This is a genomic window from Streptomyces sp. SAI-170 (assembly GCF_049739565.1).
GTDB lineage: Bacteria > Actinomycetota > Actinomycetes > Streptomycetales > Streptomycetaceae > Streptomyces.
Genome location: NZ_JBMGQD010000001.1, coordinates 5607266 through 5625351, shown reverse-complemented (window position 1 = coordinate 5625351; position 18086 = coordinate 5607266). Strand labels below are relative to the sequence as shown.

The following is an 18086-nucleotide window of genomic DNA, read 5'->3' as shown; positions in this document are numbered from 1 at the left end:
ATCAGTCCGGAACAGCGGACCGATCAGCGGACGGCTCAGCGCCGTACGTGCCCGTCGCCGGTGACGATGTACTTCGTGCTGGTCAGCTCCGGCAGGCCCATCGGGCCGCGGGCATGCAGCTTCTGGGTGGAGATGCCGATCTCCGCGCCGAAGCCGAACTGGCCGCCGTCGGTGAAGCGGGTGGAGGCGTTCACGGCGACGGTGGTGGAGTCGACCAGCTGGGTGAAGCGGCGGGCGGCCTGCTGGGAGGTGGTGACGATGGCCTCGGTGTGGCCGGAGGTCCACAGCCGGATGTGCTCCACGGCCCGGTCGAGCGAGTCGACGACCGCGGCGGCGATGTCGTAGGACAGGTACTCGGTCTCCCAGTCCTCCGCGGTGGCCTCGACGACGGTGGCCCGGGAGTCCTTGGCGTAGGCCATGACCCGGTCGTCGGCGTGCACGGTCACGCCCGCCTCGGCGAGGGCGTCCAGGGCGCGCGGCAGGAACTCGGCGGCGATGTCCTGGTGGACCAGAACGGTCTCGGCGGCGTTGCAGACGCCGACGCGCTGGGCCTTGGAGTTGATCAGGATCTCGACGGCCATGTCGAGGTCGGCGGCGGCGTCGACGTAGACGTGGCAGTTGCCGGTGCCGGTCTCGATGACGGGGACGACGGACTCCTGCACGACGGTGTTGATCAGCGAGGCGCCGCCGCGCGGGATCAGCACGTCGACCAGGCCGCGGGCGCGCATCAGCTCGCGCACGCTGTCGCGGCTCTCGCCGGGCACCAGCTGGATGGCGTCGGCGGGCAGCCCGGCGCCGCCCACGGCGTCGCGCAGGACCCGCACCAGGGCGGAGTTCGACTGGTACGCCGAGGACGAGCCGCGCAGCAGGACCGCGTTGCCGGACTTCAGGCACAGGGCGGCGGCGTCGACGGTGACGTTGGGGCGGCCCTCGTAGATGATGCCGACGACACCGAGCGGGACGCGGACCTGGCGCAGGTCGATGCCGTTGGGGAGGGTGGAGCCGCGGACGACCTCACCGACCGGGTCGGGCAGGGCGGCGACGTCCCGTACGTCGGCGGCGATGGCCCGCACCCGCTCCGGGGTGAGGGTGAGCCGGTCGACCATGCCCTCGCTCATGCCGTTCTCACGGGCCTTGGCGAGGTCCAGGGCGTTGGCCTCGACGATCTCGCTCGTGCGGACCTCCAGCGCGTCCGCGATGGCCAGCAGCGCGTCGTCCTTGTCCGCCCGCGGCAGCGGCGCGAGCGTGGCGGCGGCGGCCTTGGCCCGGTAGGCGGCCTGGGTGACCGGGGAGATGGAGTCGTACGGGGAGAGCGTGGTCATGCAAGAAAGGGTAGTGCGCCCGGGGCACCCTTCCACGCGACGTCCCACAGCCCGAGACACGGGCTCCCACTGCACGTCCCCCAGGGGCGCGGGGAACTGCGCGACCAGCCACGTACGACGTGCACCCGGCGAACGACAGCGACCAGCCCCCACGAACCCCGTCGGCTCAGTAGGGGTGCACTCCCACCGGCGTGGCCGGCGGCGGCCCGTACCCCTCCGAGATCCGCTGGTGGTACGTGTCCCGGTCGATGACCTCGAGGCCGACGATCTCCCACGGCGGCAACCCCGCGGTCTGCCGATGCTCGCCCCACAGGCGGAGCGCAACCGCGGCGGCGTCGTGCAGATCGCGGGCCTCCTCCCAGTACCGGATCTCGGCGTGGTCGTCGGCGTACCGGCTGGTCAGCAGAAAGGGGTGGTCGTGTGCGAGCTGCTCCAGCGCCCGCCGCACCTCCTTCAGCGGGGCGGGTTCGCCGGAGACGCTGAGAGTGATGTGCCACAGCCGGGGCAGGTCGACCTGCTCCCCTTCGTACCGGTCGCCCGCCGCCACGCTGGTCAGGGCGCGCTCTTCGCCGGCCGCGCGGGACGCCGCCGCCCCAGGGCGCACTCGTCTCACGACGGCCTCCTTACTCCGCAGTGCCGGGGGCCGCCCGGCAACGACCGGGCGCCCCGACGGGCCCATGTCGCGCCTGGGCGAAACTGCTCCCAGAACGCGTCCCTCACACAAAGTTGAGCAGGCCGCAAGCCTCTGTGGGGCGGTTTTACGGAACGTCCCCCGCCGGGGGCGGACCTTTCCGGCTCTTTTACGGGTGCAGGAGGACGAGGTCGTCCCTGTGTACGACCTCGCGTTCGTACCCCGGTCCCAGTTCGGCGGCCAGCTCGTGGGTGGAGCGTCCGATCAGAAGGGGGATCTCCTTGGCATCGAAGTTGACGAGCCCGCGGGCGACGGCGCGCCCCTGCCCGTCGCGCAGCTCGACCGGGTCACCGGCGCTGAAGTCGCCCTCGACGGCGGCGATACCGGCCGGCAGCAGCGACTTGCGGCCCTCTACGACGGCCCGTACGGCCCCGTCGTCGAGGATGAGCGCGCCCTGCGGGGCGGAGGCGTGCTGGAGCCACAGCAGCCGGTCGGCGGAACGCTTGCCGGTGGAGTGGAAGTAGGTGCCGGTGTCCTGGCCGGTGAGGGCCTCGGCGGCGTGGACGGCGCTGGTGAGGACGACGGGGATGCCGGCCGCGGCGGCGATCCGGGCCGCCTCCACCTTGGTGACCATGCCGCCGGTGCCGACGCCGGCCTTGCCGGCGCTGCCGATCTCGACGTGCTCCAGGTCGGCGGGGCCCCGCACCTCGGCGATCCGCGAGGTGCCCGGTTTGCTCGGGTCGCCGTCGTACACGCCGTCCACGTCGGACAGCAGCACGAGCAGGTCGGCGCGCACCAGGTGCGCCACGAGCGCGGCGAGCCGGTCGTTGTCGCCGAAGCGGATCTCGTCGGTGGCGACGGTGTCGTTCTCGTTGACGATGGGCAGCGCGCCCATCGCGAGGAGCTTGTCGAGGGTGCGGGAGGCGTTGCGGTGGTGGGCGCGGCGGCTCATGTCGTCGGAGGTGAGCAGCACCTGGCCGACGCGGATGCCGTAGCGGGCGCAGGAGGCGGTGTAGCGGGCGACGAGCAGGCCCTGGCCGACGCTGGCGGCGGCCTGCTGGCGGGCGAGGTCCTTGGGGCGGCGGCGCAGGCCCAGCGGGGCGAGCCCGGCGGCGATGGCGCCGGAGGAGACCAGGACGATCTCCTTCTCACCTCCGCTGCGGCTCTTGGCGAGGACGTCGACGAGCGCGTCGACCCGGTCGGCGTCGAGCCCGCCGGAGGCGGTGGTCAGCGACGAAGAACCCACCTTGACGACGATCCTGTGGGCCTCGCGCACGGCCTGCCTTGCCCCTGACACTCGCTTTTCCGTCCCCTCACAGCTCTTGGATCACTCGCCCGCAATGTACGCGAAGGGAAACGCCTCACGCGCGGGAGTTCCAACCCCCGGAATCACCCCATCACCCCACGGGTCCTGCGGCCACCCGGCAGGTGGCCCGACGACACGCGGCCCACACCGAGCGGGCCCGCTGCGACACGCGGCGGGGCCGTACGTGAAGCCACCATCGGCCCCGGGGCCACTACCCCGCCCGGCCCGCCTCGGCCTCAACGACGCCCGCACCCTCGGCCCCGGCCCCCGCCTCCATCGCCGCGGCCCTGGCCGTCTGCCCCAGATTCCGGCTCTCCGCCTTCAGCGCGAGGTTCGCGACCGCGGTGTCGAACTGGTCGATGGACTTCGGCTCGTCCGGACCGAGCAGGTACCGCTTGAGCTCGGCCCGCTCCTCGGCGAGCGGGTCCGTCGCCGGATCGCGGACGGCGTCCAGCAGGGCGCCCATCTCGGCGGCGCTGTTGGAGAGGATCACCGCGGCTCGCACGGCGGTGTTCTGCCGCTTGAACTCCTCCGCGCCGAGCCCGGCCGAGTCCGTGACGGCGTACGGCTTGCCGCTGGCGATGAAGTCGGAGACGACGGAGGAGATGTCGGAGACCATCGCGTCGGAGACGTTGAAGCAGTCGTACAGATGCGGCTCGGCGCCCGTGATGACCCGGTGCTCCCAGGCGGGGAAGGCTCGCCAGTAGGCGGCGTTCCACTCGGTGCGCAGCCGGGCGATCTCCTGGTGCCGCTCGATGTCGACGAGTCCGTCACGTGTGGCCTCGGCCTCGTCGCGCGCCTCGGTGGAGCCGGTCAGCTCGGCCAGGCGGGACTCGATGCGGGCCAGCTCGGCCCGGGCGTGCGCGGACGCCTCCGGGTCCGCCGCGAGGGCCGGGTCGGCGACGCGCTCGGCGGCGGCCTGCTCGACGAGGGCGGTGATGCGCTGGTGGGCGGCCTTGGCCTGGGCGCTGACCGTGCCGGTGAAGGGGTGCGGCTTGTACAGGACACGCACCGGCGGGTCGGCCTGCACGAGCGCCTTCACGATGTTCTCGCCGGCCAGCACGAGCGAGGTGTTGCCGGGGTTGTCGTCCCAGCCCTCCCAGGTGGGCGCGTACAGGACGGTGGGCATACGGCCCTCCGGCACGCCCTGCCAGGTCCGGATGGGCGCGAGCTGGGGGCGGCCGACCTCGACGATGTCGTCGTCGCGGACGCCGACATCCGCGATGGCGTAGCGGTCGCGGCCCGCGCGGCCGGCGGTCCACACCTCGTCGTAGACCTTGCTGAAGGGGTTGACGCTGGCGAGCTTGTCGCTGTCGCCGTGGCCGATGAAGACGTGCTTCATGGTGGGCACGCGCAGCATGTGGATGTTCTTGCCGACGTTCGCCGCGTACAGCGCGACCCGCACGGTCGACAGGTCCATGTTCATCAGATGCACGCCGCCGGGCACGCACAGGACGGGCACGGTGGTGGGCGTGAGGCGCTCCATTATCGTGCGCTCGCGCAGGATGATCAGCGGGGTGGAGTCGAGCTGCTCCATGGTCTGGAGCCACATGTTGACCTGGTAGGCGGAGTCCTTGGAGCCGGAGAAGTACAGCACCGTCTCGGGCCGGTAGGCGCGCAGCCACGCGTCGACGGCGTCCAGGACCTTCTCGGCGTTCGGCGGGATTCTGTCGCCGCGCACGTACGGCGCGAGGGCCAGGTCGTAGGCGGCGGCCAGCACCAGCGTGAGGACGATGCCGACGAAGCCGACCAGGTCGCTGCCGGTGCCGGCGGCGAGCAGTATCCCGACGACCGCGAACAGGTCGAGGTGGAGCACCTTCTCCGCGGAGCGGTGCAGCAGGGCGCGCGGCGGGGCGTCGGGGATGCGGATGCGCGAGGCCAGGTCGATGTTGCGGGTGACGACCGGCAGCCTGCGGCGGTTGCGGATCAGGGTGACCAGCGCGCCGTGCGGGGCCTGGAGGCCGTAGAACGCGATGAAACAGGCGACCGTGCTGTAGAAGATCACACTGTCCGAGAGGTCCAGTCGGGACAGCAGCAGGACGAGAAGCAGCTGCCTGATCAGAAAGCGGATCGACAGACCCGCGCGCACCTTGCTGAGGCGGTTGATCAGATAACTGCCCTTGTGGTGCAGATAGTGGTCCGCCAGGTACGTCACGGCGGCCGCGGCGACGAAGGCGGGCACGCTCGGCACGAGCGCGGCCACCATGAGTGCCGGGAAGGCCAGCGCCAGGAGGACCGCTGCGGCCAGTTCGGCCGCGCTGCCGACCCGGGCTACGCGAATAGCGGTGGTTATCACGGAGAACCTGCTCTGTGGGGTACCTGTGGTAAAAGTCCTGCGTCCGTCGACCGACTGGAGCCGGTCTCCGTAAAATCGGAAAAACATGAGGGTCACTTTCCCGAAATTTACGGATTCAGGCCCCTGCGAATGCTTTCCGAACGACTCCCGAACGGACATCACAGAGGCCTGAATGAAAGAAAGCTAATTGATCTCGATTATGCCATGCCGTCCTGTCGGTCCAGGACGCTCGCCAGCGCCTGCTCGAATCCCGAGGCCTTGCCCGCGGCCGCCGTCGGGTCCTGCTGGCGGACGTCGATGACATGCCCCGTGAGCTCGGAGAGCAGCACGTCGAGGGAGGTGCGGGCGACGGCCTCGGAGGAGAGCAGACTGTGCGTCGGCTCCTGGCCGAAAGCCTTGGTCCGCATCGGCGTGGCGGTGCGCTCGGGGTTGATGCAGTTGACCCGGACGCCGTCCGCGGCCCACTCGTCCGCCAGCGCCTGGGTGAGATTCACCATGGCCGCCTTGGTGGAGGAGTAGAGGCTGTATTCGGCGCGGCCGCGGGTGTAGCTGCTGGAGGTGTACAGCAGCAGCTGCCCCTTGGTCTCGGCCAGGTATTTGTACGCCGACCGCGCGATCTGCACGGGCGCGAGATAGTTCACCCGCAGCGCCTCCTGAATGGTGGCGTTGTCGGTCTCGGCGAGTTTGCCGATGCGCAGGACACCCGCGGTGTTCACGACGTAGTCGATGCGCCCGGTCTCGGCGTACGCCTTGGACAGCGCGTCGTCCACCTCCTCGGGGTTCTCCACATGGGTGCCGGTGGTGGAGCGGCCGAGCGCGTACACCTCGGCGCCGTAGGACCCGGCCAGCTCGGCGATGTCCTTGCCGATGCCGTACGAGCCGCCGAAGACGACGACGGTCTTGCCGGTCAGCAGCTCGCGGTAGGCCTCCTCGCCGGTCGGCTCGGGCGCGGCGGTGGAGCCGAGCTGGAAGAGCTTGTCGGCGATGAAGACGTCGACGGGCTGGGTGACCTTCATGTTGTACTCGTCACCCGCCACGACGTGGATGGGCACGTCGGGCAGGTACTTCAGTACGACGGAGCAGTCGTCGGTGGCCTGGAAGTGCGGGTCGCCGGCGGCGATCTCGTAGGCGTGCCGGATCGTGGACAGCTTGAAGGCCTGCGGGGTCTGGCCGCGGCGCAGCCGGGAGCGGTCCGGGATCTCGGTGATGAACTCGCCGTCCTCGCCGTGGGTGCGGGTCACGATGATCGTGTCCGCGGACGGGATCGCCACGTCGACGGCCTGGTAGCGCTCCAGCGCGGCGACACAGTCGTCGATGACGCGCTGCGACAGCAGCGGACGTACGGCGTCGTGGAAGAGGACGTTGACGTCCTCGCCCTCGGCCAGTCCCTCGCCCAGGGCCTCGATGGCGCGCTCGGTCGTCTCGTTGCGGGTGGCGCCGCCCTCGATGATCCGGCGGACCTTGCGGAATCCGGCCTTGTCGACGATCCGCTCGATATCGGGCACATAGCCGGGGGCCATCAACACGATGACGTCGTCGACCGAATCCGCGTTCTCGAAGGAGGTCAGGGTGTGCTCGATGACCGCCTTGCCGGCGATCTTCAACAGCTGCTTGGGGATCGACAGACCCACGCGCTGACCGGTACCACCGGCGAGGACGACGGCGGTCGTGCGGGGCTTGGCTAGCGGCTGGGACACAGATGACCTACCTCGGGGCGACAGGGACTTCGAAATCGTCCCACTCTCCGTCACCGCGATGCAAGGCGGGTGTCCTTCACCTCATATGCGTACGCAACCTGTCATTCACCTTGCGCTCACGGTGATTGACGGATCATTCCCGAGTGCGGGCCATGGAATTCCTGTGAGTTACTCCACTCCGCGGAAACGGATCTTCACTCCGTGGCGCACAGGTGCAGGTCTTCTTCATATACATCACCGGTTCGTTGCGTACATGCCGAGAACGCGGCGCGCCCGCCGGACCGATTGCCGCGGAATTCGGGAACTCGATTCCGCGGCAATCGACTTCTCGTACGACTCCCCCGCCCGGCCGTCGCCGTACGGCTCACCCGCCCAACTCGCCCGTACGGCTCACCCGGCCTGGACCCCGGGCCGCCCGGCCTCCACCCGCAGCCGGGCCAGGGTGCTCCCGGCGGACGTCGGCTGCCGCACGGTGTCGACGACGCGGATGCGGGCGTCGGGCAGGGTGTCGCCGGAGGCCACGCCGAGGCTGAACACCCCGTCCGGCAGGGGGCTTCCACGGCACGCGCGGCGCTCTCCGGCAGCCACAGCTGCGCCGAGGCGGCGGTGCCGAGCACGGCCGCGCCCGCGGTCAGCAGAAGGCGTCGGTCCCGCGACCGAGCTCCGGTCACGCGTGTCATCGGCAACTCCCCTGTCTTCGCTGTCACTCGGACAGTCGGGGAGCTCCCACGGCGGCGTGGACCGGCCACTGAACAGGGAGGAGCGCGAGCACGACAAGCAGAGCAACGGAAACGGGCGGCCCGCGCAGAACGCGGACCGCCCGTCAGTTCACTTATCCCGTGAGGCTCTAGAAGGGCTCGAAGTCGTCGAACTCCTGCTGCGCCTCGTCGCGTTCGGCCTGCTTGTCCCGGCGTCGCTGCGCCGCGGGCCGCGCCGTGTCGAGGCGGTGGTCCTCACCGCGCCGGCCCAGCATCTCCGCACCGGCCATGACCGACGGCTCCCAGTCGAAGACGACCGCGTTGTCCTCGGGGCCGATGGCGACGCCGTCGCCCGAGCGGGCACCGGCCTTCATCAGCTCCTCCTCGACACCGAGGCGGTTGAGCCGGTCGGCGAGGTAGCCGACGGCCTCGTCGTTGTTGAAGTCGGTCTGCCGCACCCAGCGCTCCGGCTTCTCGCCGCGCACCCGGAACAGCGGCTCGCCGCCGGCGTCCTCGCGTACGACGGTGAAGCCCGCGTCGTCCACGGCCTTGGGCCGGATGACGATCCGGGTCGCCTCCTCCTTGGGCTTGGCGGCACGCGCCCGGCCGACCAGGTCGGCCAGCGCGAAGGACAGCTCCTTGAGGCCGATGTGCGCCACGGCGGACACCTCGAAGACGCGGTAGCCGCGCGCCTCCAGGTCCGGCCGCACCATCTCGGCGAGGTCCTTGCCGTCCGGCACGTCGATCTTGTTCAGCACGACGATGCGCGGCCGGTTGTCCAGCCCGCCGTACTGCTTCAGCTCGGCCTCGATGATGTCCAGGTCGGAGACCGGGTCACGGTCGGACTCCAGCGTCGCGGTGTCCAGCACATGCACCAGCACCGAGCAGCGCTCCACGTGCCGCAGGAACTCCAGGCCCAGGCCCTTGCCCTGGCTGGCGCCCGGGATCAGACCCGGCACGTCGGCGATGGTGTAGACGGTGTTGCCGGCCGTCACCACGCCCAGGTTCGGCACGAGGGTCGTGAAGGGGTAGTCGGCGATCTTCGGCTTGGCCGCGGACAGCACCGAGATCAGCGAGGACTTGCCCGCGCTCGGGTAGCCGACCAGCGCCACGTCGGCGACCGTCTTCAGCTCCAGGACGATGTCCTGGAGGTCACCCGGCTCACCGAGCAGCGCGAAGCCGGGCGCCTTGCGGCGGGCGGAGGCCAGCGCGGCGTTGCCGAGCCCGCCCCGGCCGCCCTGCGCGGCGACGTAGGAGGTGCCGTGGCCGACCAGGTCGGCGAGGACGTTGCCCTGCTTGTCGAGGACGACGGTGCCGTCCGGCACGACGAGGACCAGGTCCTGGCCGTCCTTGCCGGAGCGGTTGCCGCCCTCACCGGGCTTGCCGTTGGTGGCCTTGCGGTGCGGCGAGTGGTGGTACTCGAGCAGCGTTGTCACGGACTGGTCGACGGTGAGGATGACGTCACCGCCACGCCCGCCGTTGCCGCCGTCCGGGCCGCCCAGCGGCTTGAACTTCTCACGGTGGACGGAGGCACAGCCGTGACCTCCGCTACCCGCGGCGACGTGCAGCTCGACGCGGTCCACGAAGGTGGTCATGTGGTGCCTCCAGATACGTACGGGAATGTCTACTACGTAACACGCGAAAGGCGGACCCGCCTTCCCGACCGGGAAGTGAGGTCCGCCTCGCGGAACGAAACGTCCAGAAGGAAACGTTCAGAACGAAACGTTCGGTCGAAACCATGTCTCAGGTTTCATCGGCTTGAATCAGCAGATTCAGGCGACCGGAACGACGTTCACGACCTTGCGGCCACGGTGGGTGCCGAACTGCACCGCACCGGCCTGCAGGGCGAACAGCGTGTCGTCGCCGCCACGGCCGACGCCCGCACCCGGGTGGAAGTGCGTGCCGCGCTGACGGATCAGGATCTCACCGGCGTTCACGACCTGACCGCCGAAGCGCTTCACGCCGAGCCGCTGGGCGTTGGAGTCGCGACCGTTCCGGGTGGACGATGCGCCCTTCTTGTGTGCCATTGCTCAGTCCCTCTTTACTTCGCGGCCGTCGGGATGGACGTGACCTTGATCGCCGTGTACTGCTGGCGGTGACCCTGGCGACGACGGTAGCCCGTCTTGTTCTTGTAGCGCAGAATGTCGATCTTCTGGCCCTTGTGGTGGTCCACGACCTCGGCCTGGACCTTGATGCCGGCCAGCACCCACGGGTCGCTGGTCACGGCGTCGCCGTCGACAACGAGCAGGGTCGAGAGCTCGACCGTGTCGCCAACCTTGGCGGTGGAAATCTTGTCAACCTCGACGACGTCGCCGACAGCAACCTTGTGCTGGCGACCGCCGCTGCGCACGATGGCGTACACGCGGATCTCTCTTTCACTCGGAACGGCACCCCGCAGGCCAGCCGCCCGGCGGACAGCGCGGACGACCTCTCCCGACCACCGTGTGCCCGGGAGGAAGAGGTTTACGGGGATGTGGCGTGCTAGAAGGACACGCCGACGGTCAAGGTTACGGGGCGGTGGCCGAGGGGGTCAAACCGGGTCGCGCCCCGTGCGAGTGCGGTCGGTCACGCCGGGCGGGCGCCCCTGAGGACACCCGCCCGGCCACCGGTCGCGCTCAGTCCTCGTCGGTTGAGGCCGTGACGGTGGGCTGCGCCTGCTGCGCCGCCGCCACGGTCTTCTTCGACGCGGTCTTCTTCGTGGCGGTGGAGGCCTTCTTGGCCGTCGCCTTCTTCGCCGTCGTCTTCTTGGCGACGGTCTTCTTCGCGGCCGCCGTCTTCTTGGTGGCGGCCTTCTTCGCGGTGGCCTTCTTCGCCGTCTTGCGCGCGGCCGCCTTCTTGGCCGGAGCGGCCTCCTCGGCACCCTCCTCGGCCTCTACGACGGCTTCGGCCGCGGGGGCCTCGGCTGCGGGAGCCTCCGCCTCAGGGGCCGGTGCCGCGGGAGCCTCGGCCGCGGGGAGGACCACCACGGCGGCCTCCTCGGACGCGGTCGGCGCGGTGGCCTTGCGCACGGCCCGGCGCCGCGGACGGGCCGGGGCGGCGCTCTCCGCGGGCGCCTCGGCGACCGGAGCGGGCTCGGCGACCGGGGCGGCCTCGACCGTCTCAGCGACCTCGACGGCCACGGGCTCCGGTGTCACCGGCGCGGCCGGCTCCACCGTGACCACGGCGGCCTCGGCACCCGCAGGCGAACCGGCCGGCGCGGACACCTTGCGGGTGGCGCGGCGACGCGTACGGCCCTTGGGCGCGGCCTCCGCAGCCTCCGCGGCCTCCTTGACGGACGGCGCCGCGTGCAGCGTCGGGTCCTCGACGGCCGCCGGCTCGGCCTGCGCCTTGGCGGCGGACTCCGGCTGCACCGGACGCGCCACCTCCTCGGCGACGGTCACCTGCTGGGCGGTGGGCACGGCGGCCTCCGCCGCGGCAGCGGCCTGACGCTCCGTGCGCTGCTCGCGCTTGGAGGGGGCCTCCGCCTTGGGCGCACCCGCCGGGGCCGAAGCCCTGCGGCTCGCCCGGCGGCGGCTGCGGCCACGGCCCGCGGCGGCCTCCGCCTCGGCGACGCTGCTGTACAGCTCCTCGTCCGGCGCGAACTCGGGAGCCGGCAGCTCGACGGGCTGAGCGACCTCGGCGGCGACCTCGGCCGGCGTCTCGGTCTCCTCGGCCTCGGCCTCCTGCTCCGCGGTCACCGCCGGCTCGACGGCCGCCTCGTGCTCGTGGTCGGCACCGGCGCGGGCACGCTTGCGGCGCTTGCCGCCACCACCGGCCGCGGTGGCCTGGTCCATGTGCACGATGACACCGCGTCCGTTGCAGTGGACGCAGGTCTCCGAGAACGACTCCAGCAGACCCTGGCCGACCCGCTTACGGGTCATCTGCACCAGGCCCAGCGAGGTCACCTCGGCCACCTGGTGCTTCGTACGGTCCCGGCCCAGGCACTCGAGGAGGCGGCGCAGCACCAGGTCGCGGTTGGACTCCAGGACCATGTCGATGAAGTCGATGACCACGATGCCGCCGAGGTCGCGCAGCCGCAGCTGGCGCACGATCTCCTCGGCCGCCTCCAGGTTGTTCCTGGTGACGGTCTCTTCGAGGTTGCCGCCCTGGCCGGTGAACTTGCCGGTGTTGACGTCGACCACGACCATGGCCTCGGTCTTGTCGATCACCAGCGAGCCACCGCTGGGCAGCCAGACCTTGCGGTCCAGCGCCTTGGCGAGCTGCTCGTCGATCCGGTACGTCGCGAAGACGTCGACCTCGCTGGTCCACTTGGACAGCCGGTCGGCCAGGTCGGGCGCCACGTGCGAGACATAGCCGTGGATGGTCTGCCAGGCCTCGTCACCGCTGACGACGACCTTGGAGAAGTCCTCGTTGAAGATGTCGCGCACGACCCGGACGGTCATGTCCGGCTCGCCGTAGAGCAGCGTCGGGGCGTTGCCGCTCTTGGCCTTCTTCTGGATGTCCTCCCACTGCGCCTGCAGACGCTCGACGTCCCGGCGCAGCTCGTCCTCGCTCGCGCCCTCGGCGGCGGTGCGCACGATGACGCCCGCGTCCTCGGGGACGATCTTCTTGAGGATGGTCTTCAGCCGGGCCCGCTCGGTGTCGGGCAGCTTGCGGCTGATGCCGGTCATCGAGCCCTCGGGGACGTACACGAGGTAACGGCCCGGCAGCGAGACCTGGCTGGTCAGACGGGCGCCCTTGTGCCCGATCGGGTCCTTGGTGACCTGGACGAGCACGGACTGGCCGGACTTGAGGGCGGACTCGATGCGGCGCGGCCCGTTGGCCATGCCGAGCGCCTCGAAGTTGACCTCACCGGCGTACAGCACGGCGTTGCGGCCCTTGCCGATGTCGATGAAGGCGGCCTCCATCGACGGCAGCACGTTCTGGACCTTGCCCAGGTAGACGTTGCCGACGTACGACGTCGACTGCTCCTTGTTGACGTAGTGCTCGACGAGCACGTTGTCCTCGAGGACGCCGATCTGGGTGCGGTCGCCGTGCTGACGGACGACCATCACGCGCTCGACGGCCTCACGGCGGGCCAGGAACTCGGCCTCGGTGATGATCGGGACGCGACGGCGGCCCTGCTCGCGGCCCTCGCGGCGGCGCTGCTTCTTGGCCTCCAGACGGGTCGAGCCCTTGATGGACTGCACCTCGTCGGACGGCTCGGAGGGCTTGCGCGGCTCGCGGACCTTGACGACGGTGCGCTCCGGGTCGCCCTCGCCGGGCTCGGTGTCGGTGGAGGTGTCACCTGCGCGGCGCCGACGACGACGGCGACGGCGGCTGGAGGAGCTGGAGCCGCCGGGCTCCTCGCCCTCCTCGGCGTCCTCGTCCTCCTGCTCGGCGGTGTCCTCGGCGTCCTGCGCGGCCTGCTCGGCAGCGAGCTCGTCGGCCTCGGCGTCACCGGACTCGCCCGTCTCGGCGTCGGCGGACTCACCACGGCGACGACGACGGCCACCGCGGCGACGACGACGGCGCGAACCGGTCTCCTCCGTCTCGTCCTCGCCCTCGGCGAAGTCCTCGGCGGCCTCCTCTGCCTCCTCCGGCTCCTCCTCGACGGCGGGCGCGGGGGCGGTCTCGACGGTGGTCTCGGCCTCGTCGCCATAGCCGGTGCCCCGGCGGCGGCGACGGCGGCGCGGGGCGGCCGGCTCCTCGACGAGCTCCTCGGGCTCGAGGACGTCGGCCTCCTCCACCTCCTCGACGGTCTCGGCGGCAGCCGCGGCGGCGGCGCGCTCGGGCGTCTGGAACCTCGGCTCGGTGAACACGGGCGCCTGGAACACCGCGACGGCGGGGCGCGCGGGGCGACGCGGCGACTCGGGCTCGGCCTCCGCCTGCACCTCGGCTTCGTCCTCGGCCTCGGCCTTGGCCTTGGTCGTTACGGCAGCGGGCTCGGCGAACCCGGTCGCGGCCTTGCGGACGACACGGCGCCGACGGCGCGGCGCGGCGGCCTCGTCCTGCTCGGCGGCGGCCGCCTCGGGCGCGGCGGCCTCGGTGACGGGCGCGGCCTCGGCGGCCGGCATCTCGGTGGCCTCGACCGCGACGGGGGTCTCGGCGGTCACGGGGACCTCGGCGGTCGCCTCCGGGGCGGCGGTACGCCGGGTGGCACGGCGACGCGTACGACGCGGAGCGGCCTCGGCGACCTCAGCAGCCTCAACGGGCTCAGCGGCCGGCTCGGCCTCGACGACCGGGGCGGCCTCCTCGGCAGCCTCCGCCTGCGGCGCACCGGCCGGCGCGGCGGCGCGGCGCGTGGCACGCCGACGCGTACGAGGGGCGGGCGCGGGCTCCTCGGCGACGGCCTCAGCGGGCTCGACGGCAGGCGCCTCGGCCACGGCGGTCTCGGCCGGCTCCTCCGCGGACACGACGACGTCGGCCTGCGGCGCACCGGCGGGCGCGGAGGCCCGGCGGGTCGCACGCCGACGCGGACGGGCCGGGGCAGCCTCCTCGGACGCCGCGGGGGTGCCGGCGATCTCCTCCGCCGGGGCGGGCTCGGCGGCCTCGACGACCACCTCGGCGGCCTTCGGCGCACCGGCGGGCGCGGACGCACGACGCGTCGCACGCCGACGCGGACGGGCCGGGGCAGCCTCCTCGGCGGCCGGCTCGGACGTCGCAGGGGTCTCTTCCGCCTCAGCCGTCACGGCCGTCTCCTCGGCGTCGGTCTCGGACTCGACGTCGACGTCGGTCTGCGGCTCCTCATCGGCCGGTACGGCCGGAGCGACGGTCTCCACCGGCGCCTCGGAGGTGGCGGCCGGCGGACCCGCCGGACGCGATGCGGCACGGCGCCGACGGCGCGGCGGCAGGGTGTCGCTGGGGGTGTTCGGTTCGGAACCCTCGATGGGTTCGGTCGGCTCGAGCATGCGGGCGTATCTCCCGTCAGGCTCCCGGGCGCCGCGCATGGTCCGGCAGGTGGCCGGTGACGTCCGCGGCTCGCGCGGTGCGCGTGTGCCGCCGTCCGGGGCGCGGGCGCCGCACGGGAGCTCTCTGTGTCCTGTCTCGCCGGTTCCGTACGCCTTGTCGCGTACGGCCTGGCGAAAGTCTTGTGGTCGGTGCGCTGCCCGACCCAGGTGGCTCCCGAGTACGAGGGCGGCGCTTCGACGTCCGTCCCTTCGCGGGACCTTCCTTACGCCGGCTCCTTCGCGGTGGCAGTCGTAGCGGCCGGTTGGGCCGCTGCTGCCTCGCGGTCGGGCGCGAGCGGGTCGGTCACCGTGCCGGTCTCTTCATCGAGCAGCCCCTGCGCCAGCCTGGTCACCGCTGCGGGGACCGGCGGCGCCAGGTCGGCCACGGCGCGGAGACCGGACAGGACGTCGTCGGGTCGCACGGCAGGCGTCACGTGCCGAACAACCAGCCGCAGTATCGCACAGGGCTGGTCGGTCGGCCTATCAGCCGGCGAACTGTGCGTTTCAGTGCTTGCGTCCGCGCTCTCCAGGCCGACGACCGCGGAGCGGGCGTCGAAGGTGCGGACGCCGTTCTTGGTCATCCGCTGGACCTCGACGGTCTCGGCGCCGTTGAAGGCGGCCACCGCCCGGGCCGCGTCGGCGGGGTCCACGCCGGGCAGGCGAAGCTCCCACACCGAGGCCGCGAGCCGGTCGGCGAGCCCCGACGTACGGGCCTCGACCGCGTCGACGACGTCGAGCCCGGGGGGCAGCGACTCGTCGAGGAGAACGCGCAGGGTCTCCGGGTCACGCGCTTCGGTGAGCGCGATCTCCAGATACTCCGCCTCACTGCCCGTGCCGGTGGGTGCGGCATTGGCGTAGGACACCTTCGGGTGCGGCGTGAAGCCCGCCGAATAGGCCATGGGGACCTCGGCGCGGCGCAGCGCCCGCTCGAAAGCGCGCTGGAAGTCGCGGTGGCTGGTGAACCTAAGGCGGCCGCGCTTGGTGTAACGCAGTCGGATGCGCTGCACCGCGGGTGCCGGCGGCGGGCCTTCAGGCTGTCGCTTGCCCAGTGTCCTAGTCCTTCGTGAGAACGGTCGTACTGCTACCTAGAGTACGTGTCTCGCGGCCCGCAGGTTCCCGCCGGGCCACCTCAGGTGCGCTGCCCGGCTCGCCGAACAGCATCCGGCGGAAGTCGGCGCGGGCCTGCCGGGTGCTGTCCCGGGCCGCGGTGAGCGCCTGCCGTGTCGCCCTGCGCACACTGCGTGCGGCCTCCGCGGCGGGCCGCAGGACGGCGTCCCTTACGACATGTCCGACCGGGGTGAGGACCGTGCGGTAGACCCACCGCACCGGCTCGACGAAGATCCACCGGAAGAGCGTCGCGAGGAACCGGCCGACCGCGCGCGAGATGTGCCCCGCCACGCGCCAGGCGTGCCCGAGCGCGTCGGCGACCTCCCGTCCGACGACGGCCAGCACGCGTCCCACCGGCACGAGCAGGTACCGCCACACCGCGATCGCGGGCAGCACCAGCAGCACCCGGGCGATCCAGTACAGGCCGACCCCGATCCCGGTGACGATCGCCGTGAGCAGCCACCACAGCCCCTTGGCGCACCAGGCCACAGCCCGCCCGACAGGGGCGAGCACCCACCTGTACAGCCACTCGGCCGGCACGACGACCAGATACCGCACCAGCCAGGCGACCACCGCGAACACCCCGGCCCCGACGGCCCCGAGCCCCAGGCCGATCCCCTTCAGCACCCACGCGATCCCGCGCCCCACCGGCGCGAGCACCCACCTGTACACCCAGAGCAGCCCGGCCCCGATCCCCGCGCCCAGGCCCCGTGCCAGCCAGGCGATCGCGTGCCCGAGCGGCGTCAGCACGGACCGGTACAGCCACGCGGCCGGCACGACGAGCACCATCCGCCCGAGCCAGCCGAGCCCTCTCCCCACGGGCACGACGACGTACCGCCACAGCCCGACGAACGGCCACACGAACAACGCCCGCCCGACCCACAGCAACGCCCGCCCCACCGGCCGGAACACGGCATCCGTCAGGAACCGCCACGCCACGACAAGGGCGTCCCACACCATCCGTACCGGCACCACCAGCACGAGCACGACGATCCGCACCGGGATGCGGATGGCGACGGCGAGGCAGCCCTCCGGTTGTCGGGGCTGGGGCAGCGGCTTCTGCGGGTCCATACCTGTCATGACGCGACGGGCGGTGCCGCGGATGCGCCCTGAGGGATTGCGATGCCATCACGTTCGCCTCGCCGCGATCACACCTTCCGCTAGACCGTTTTGCCTATTTGACGGCGCGTTGCCCCCGCGTTCGCCCGTCACCGCGGGTGGCTCGGGTCACTCTCGCACCGCGGTCCGGGACGTTCCCGGAGCGCTACGTGCCAAGGAGCATGTCTATGAGTTCTCGACCGAGGACGTCCCCGCTCGGCCCGACGGCCAGGCTGCGATTCCAGAAGGCAGGGACGCTGACCTCCCTCACGCTGGTCCTCGCGGCCGGCGTGGCCACGCCCGCCGCGGCGGCCGCCCGAGCCGTCTCCAGCGAGCGGACGACCGTCACCCAGCCCGCCGGCAACGACTGCAAGCCCGACAAGCCCGGCAAGCCCGGCAAGCACAGTTCGACCGCGACCCCGTACGGCGGCGACAAGGACCACTGCAAGGGCGCCACCGGCGCGACGGGTGCCACCGGTGCGACGGGTGCCACCGGCGCGACGGGTCCCGCCGGCCCGACCGGGGCGACGGGCGCAACGGGTGCCACCGGTGCCACCGGCCCGGCCATCTGCGCCGACATCGACGCCCACCAGATGAGCAACAACTACGAGCTGCGCGCCGCGCTGGTGCCGCCGGACAACACGGCGTACGCGGGCATCCGCGACCTCACCACGGCGGAGCCCGGCCCCTACCTGTGGTCGGACCTCAGCGACAACGAGGACTACCCGGAGAACGCCTGCGGCATCTCCATCGTCCAGCACAGTCAGGGCGTGGACGGCGAGGTGCGGATCGATGTCGTCACCACCACCGGCGAGATCTACCAGACCACCTGTGAGGTGGACACGAGCGACCGCACGCTGGACTGCGACGACGACTGGGAGCTCGTGAACATGCAGCCGGCTCCGGGCGAGGAGAACGGCGGGATTCCCGTCCCGTAGGCCCGCTCACTCGGGCGACGCACAAGGGGCCCCGGCAGATCGCCACGTCCGCCAGGGCCCCTTGGCTGCTTGTACGGGCCACCGCGGCTCGATAAATTCACCGGCCGCCCCTTTTCGCCGCAGA

At 71.8% G+C, this 18086-nt stretch carries 12 protein-coding genes and 1 pseudogene; 1 reads left to right on the top strand and 12 read right to left on the bottom strand.

The window, feature by feature from the left end; translation table 11 throughout:
* Window positions 1–35 precede the first annotated feature (35 nt).
* The 12 genes and pseudogenes from RKD23_RS25185 to RKD23_RS25130 form a co-directional block, all read right to left on the bottom strand.
* Complete coding sequence (locus RKD23_RS25185) at window positions 36–1322, bottom strand: glutamate-5-semialdehyde dehydrogenase (RefSeq protein ID WP_424855731.1); 1287 nt, start codon at window positions 1320–1322, stop codon at window positions 36–38.
* A gap of 166 nt (window positions 1323–1488) precedes the next feature.
* A complete protein-coding gene (locus tag RKD23_RS25180; RefSeq protein WP_424855730.1) occupies window positions 1489–1935 on the bottom strand; it encodes a hypothetical protein in 447 nt (148 codons plus the stop codon).
* A 187-nt stretch (window positions 1936–2122) separates the two neighbouring features.
* Window positions 2123–3250 (bottom strand): glutamate 5-kinase, encoded by a 1128-nt coding sequence (gene proB, locus RKD23_RS25175; RefSeq protein WP_424855729.1) that lies wholly within the window; start codon window positions 3248–3250, stop codon window positions 2123–2125.
* Window positions 3251–3470: 220 nt separating this feature from the next.
* Window positions 3471–5555, bottom strand: coding sequence for a CDP-glycerol glycerophosphotransferase family protein (locus RKD23_RS25170; protein ID WP_424855728.1), 2085 nt, complete (start codon window positions 5553–5555; stop codon window positions 3471–3473).
* Window positions 5556–5752: 197 nt separating this feature from the next.
* Window positions 5753–7252: an SDR family NAD(P)-dependent oxidoreductase gene (locus RKD23_RS25165; RefSeq protein WP_424855727.1), complete on the bottom strand. Its 1500-nt coding sequence runs from the start codon at window positions 7250–7252 to the stop codon at window positions 5753–5755.
* A 390-nt stretch (window positions 7253–7642) separates the two neighbouring features.
* A pseudogene (locus tag RKD23_RS25160) lies at window positions 7643–7932 on the bottom strand (hypothetical protein).
* Between the two features lie 167 nt (window positions 7933–8099).
* Window positions 8100–9545, bottom strand: coding sequence for a GTPase ObgE (obgE, locus tag RKD23_RS25155; protein ID WP_424855726.1), 1446 nt, complete (start codon window positions 9543–9545; stop codon window positions 8100–8102).
* 177 nt (window positions 9546–9722) lie between these two features.
* Window positions 9723–9977, bottom strand: coding sequence for a 50S ribosomal protein L27 (gene rpmA, locus RKD23_RS25150; RefSeq protein ID WP_404035488.1), 255 nt, complete (start codon window positions 9975–9977; stop codon window positions 9723–9725).
* Window positions 9978–9991: 14 nt separating this feature from the next.
* On the bottom strand, window positions 9992–10312 hold the full coding sequence (gene rplU, locus RKD23_RS25145; RefSeq protein WP_356685366.1) for a 50S ribosomal protein L21: 321 nt from the start codon (window positions 10310–10312) through the stop codon (window positions 9992–9994).
* Window positions 10313–10565: 253 nt separating this feature from the next.
* A complete protein-coding gene (locus tag RKD23_RS25140; RefSeq protein WP_424855725.1) occupies window positions 10566–14780 on the bottom strand; it encodes an Rne/Rng family ribonuclease in 4215 nt (1404 codons plus the stop codon).
* 263 nt (window positions 14781–15043) lie between these two features.
* Entirely contained in the window at window positions 15044–15826 is a 783-nt protein-coding gene (locus RKD23_RS25135) for a TIGR03936 family radical SAM-associated protein (RefSeq protein ID WP_424855724.1), read from the bottom strand.
* 46 nt (window positions 15827–15872) lie between these two features.
* The gene (locus RKD23_RS25130) at window positions 15873–16997 is read right to left on the bottom strand and encodes a hypothetical protein (protein ID WP_424858325.1); all 1125 of its coding nucleotides are present in this window, start codon (window positions 16995–16997) and stop codon (window positions 15873–15875) included.
* 215 nt (window positions 16998–17212) lie between these two features.
* Here RKD23_RS25130 and RKD23_RS25125 point away from each other — a divergent pair, with 215 nt between their 5' ends.
* Window positions 17213–17962 (top strand): hypothetical protein, encoded by a 750-nt coding sequence (locus RKD23_RS25125; RefSeq protein WP_424855723.1) that lies wholly within the window; start codon window positions 17213–17215, stop codon window positions 17960–17962.
* Window positions 17963–18086 lie beyond the last annotated feature (124 nt).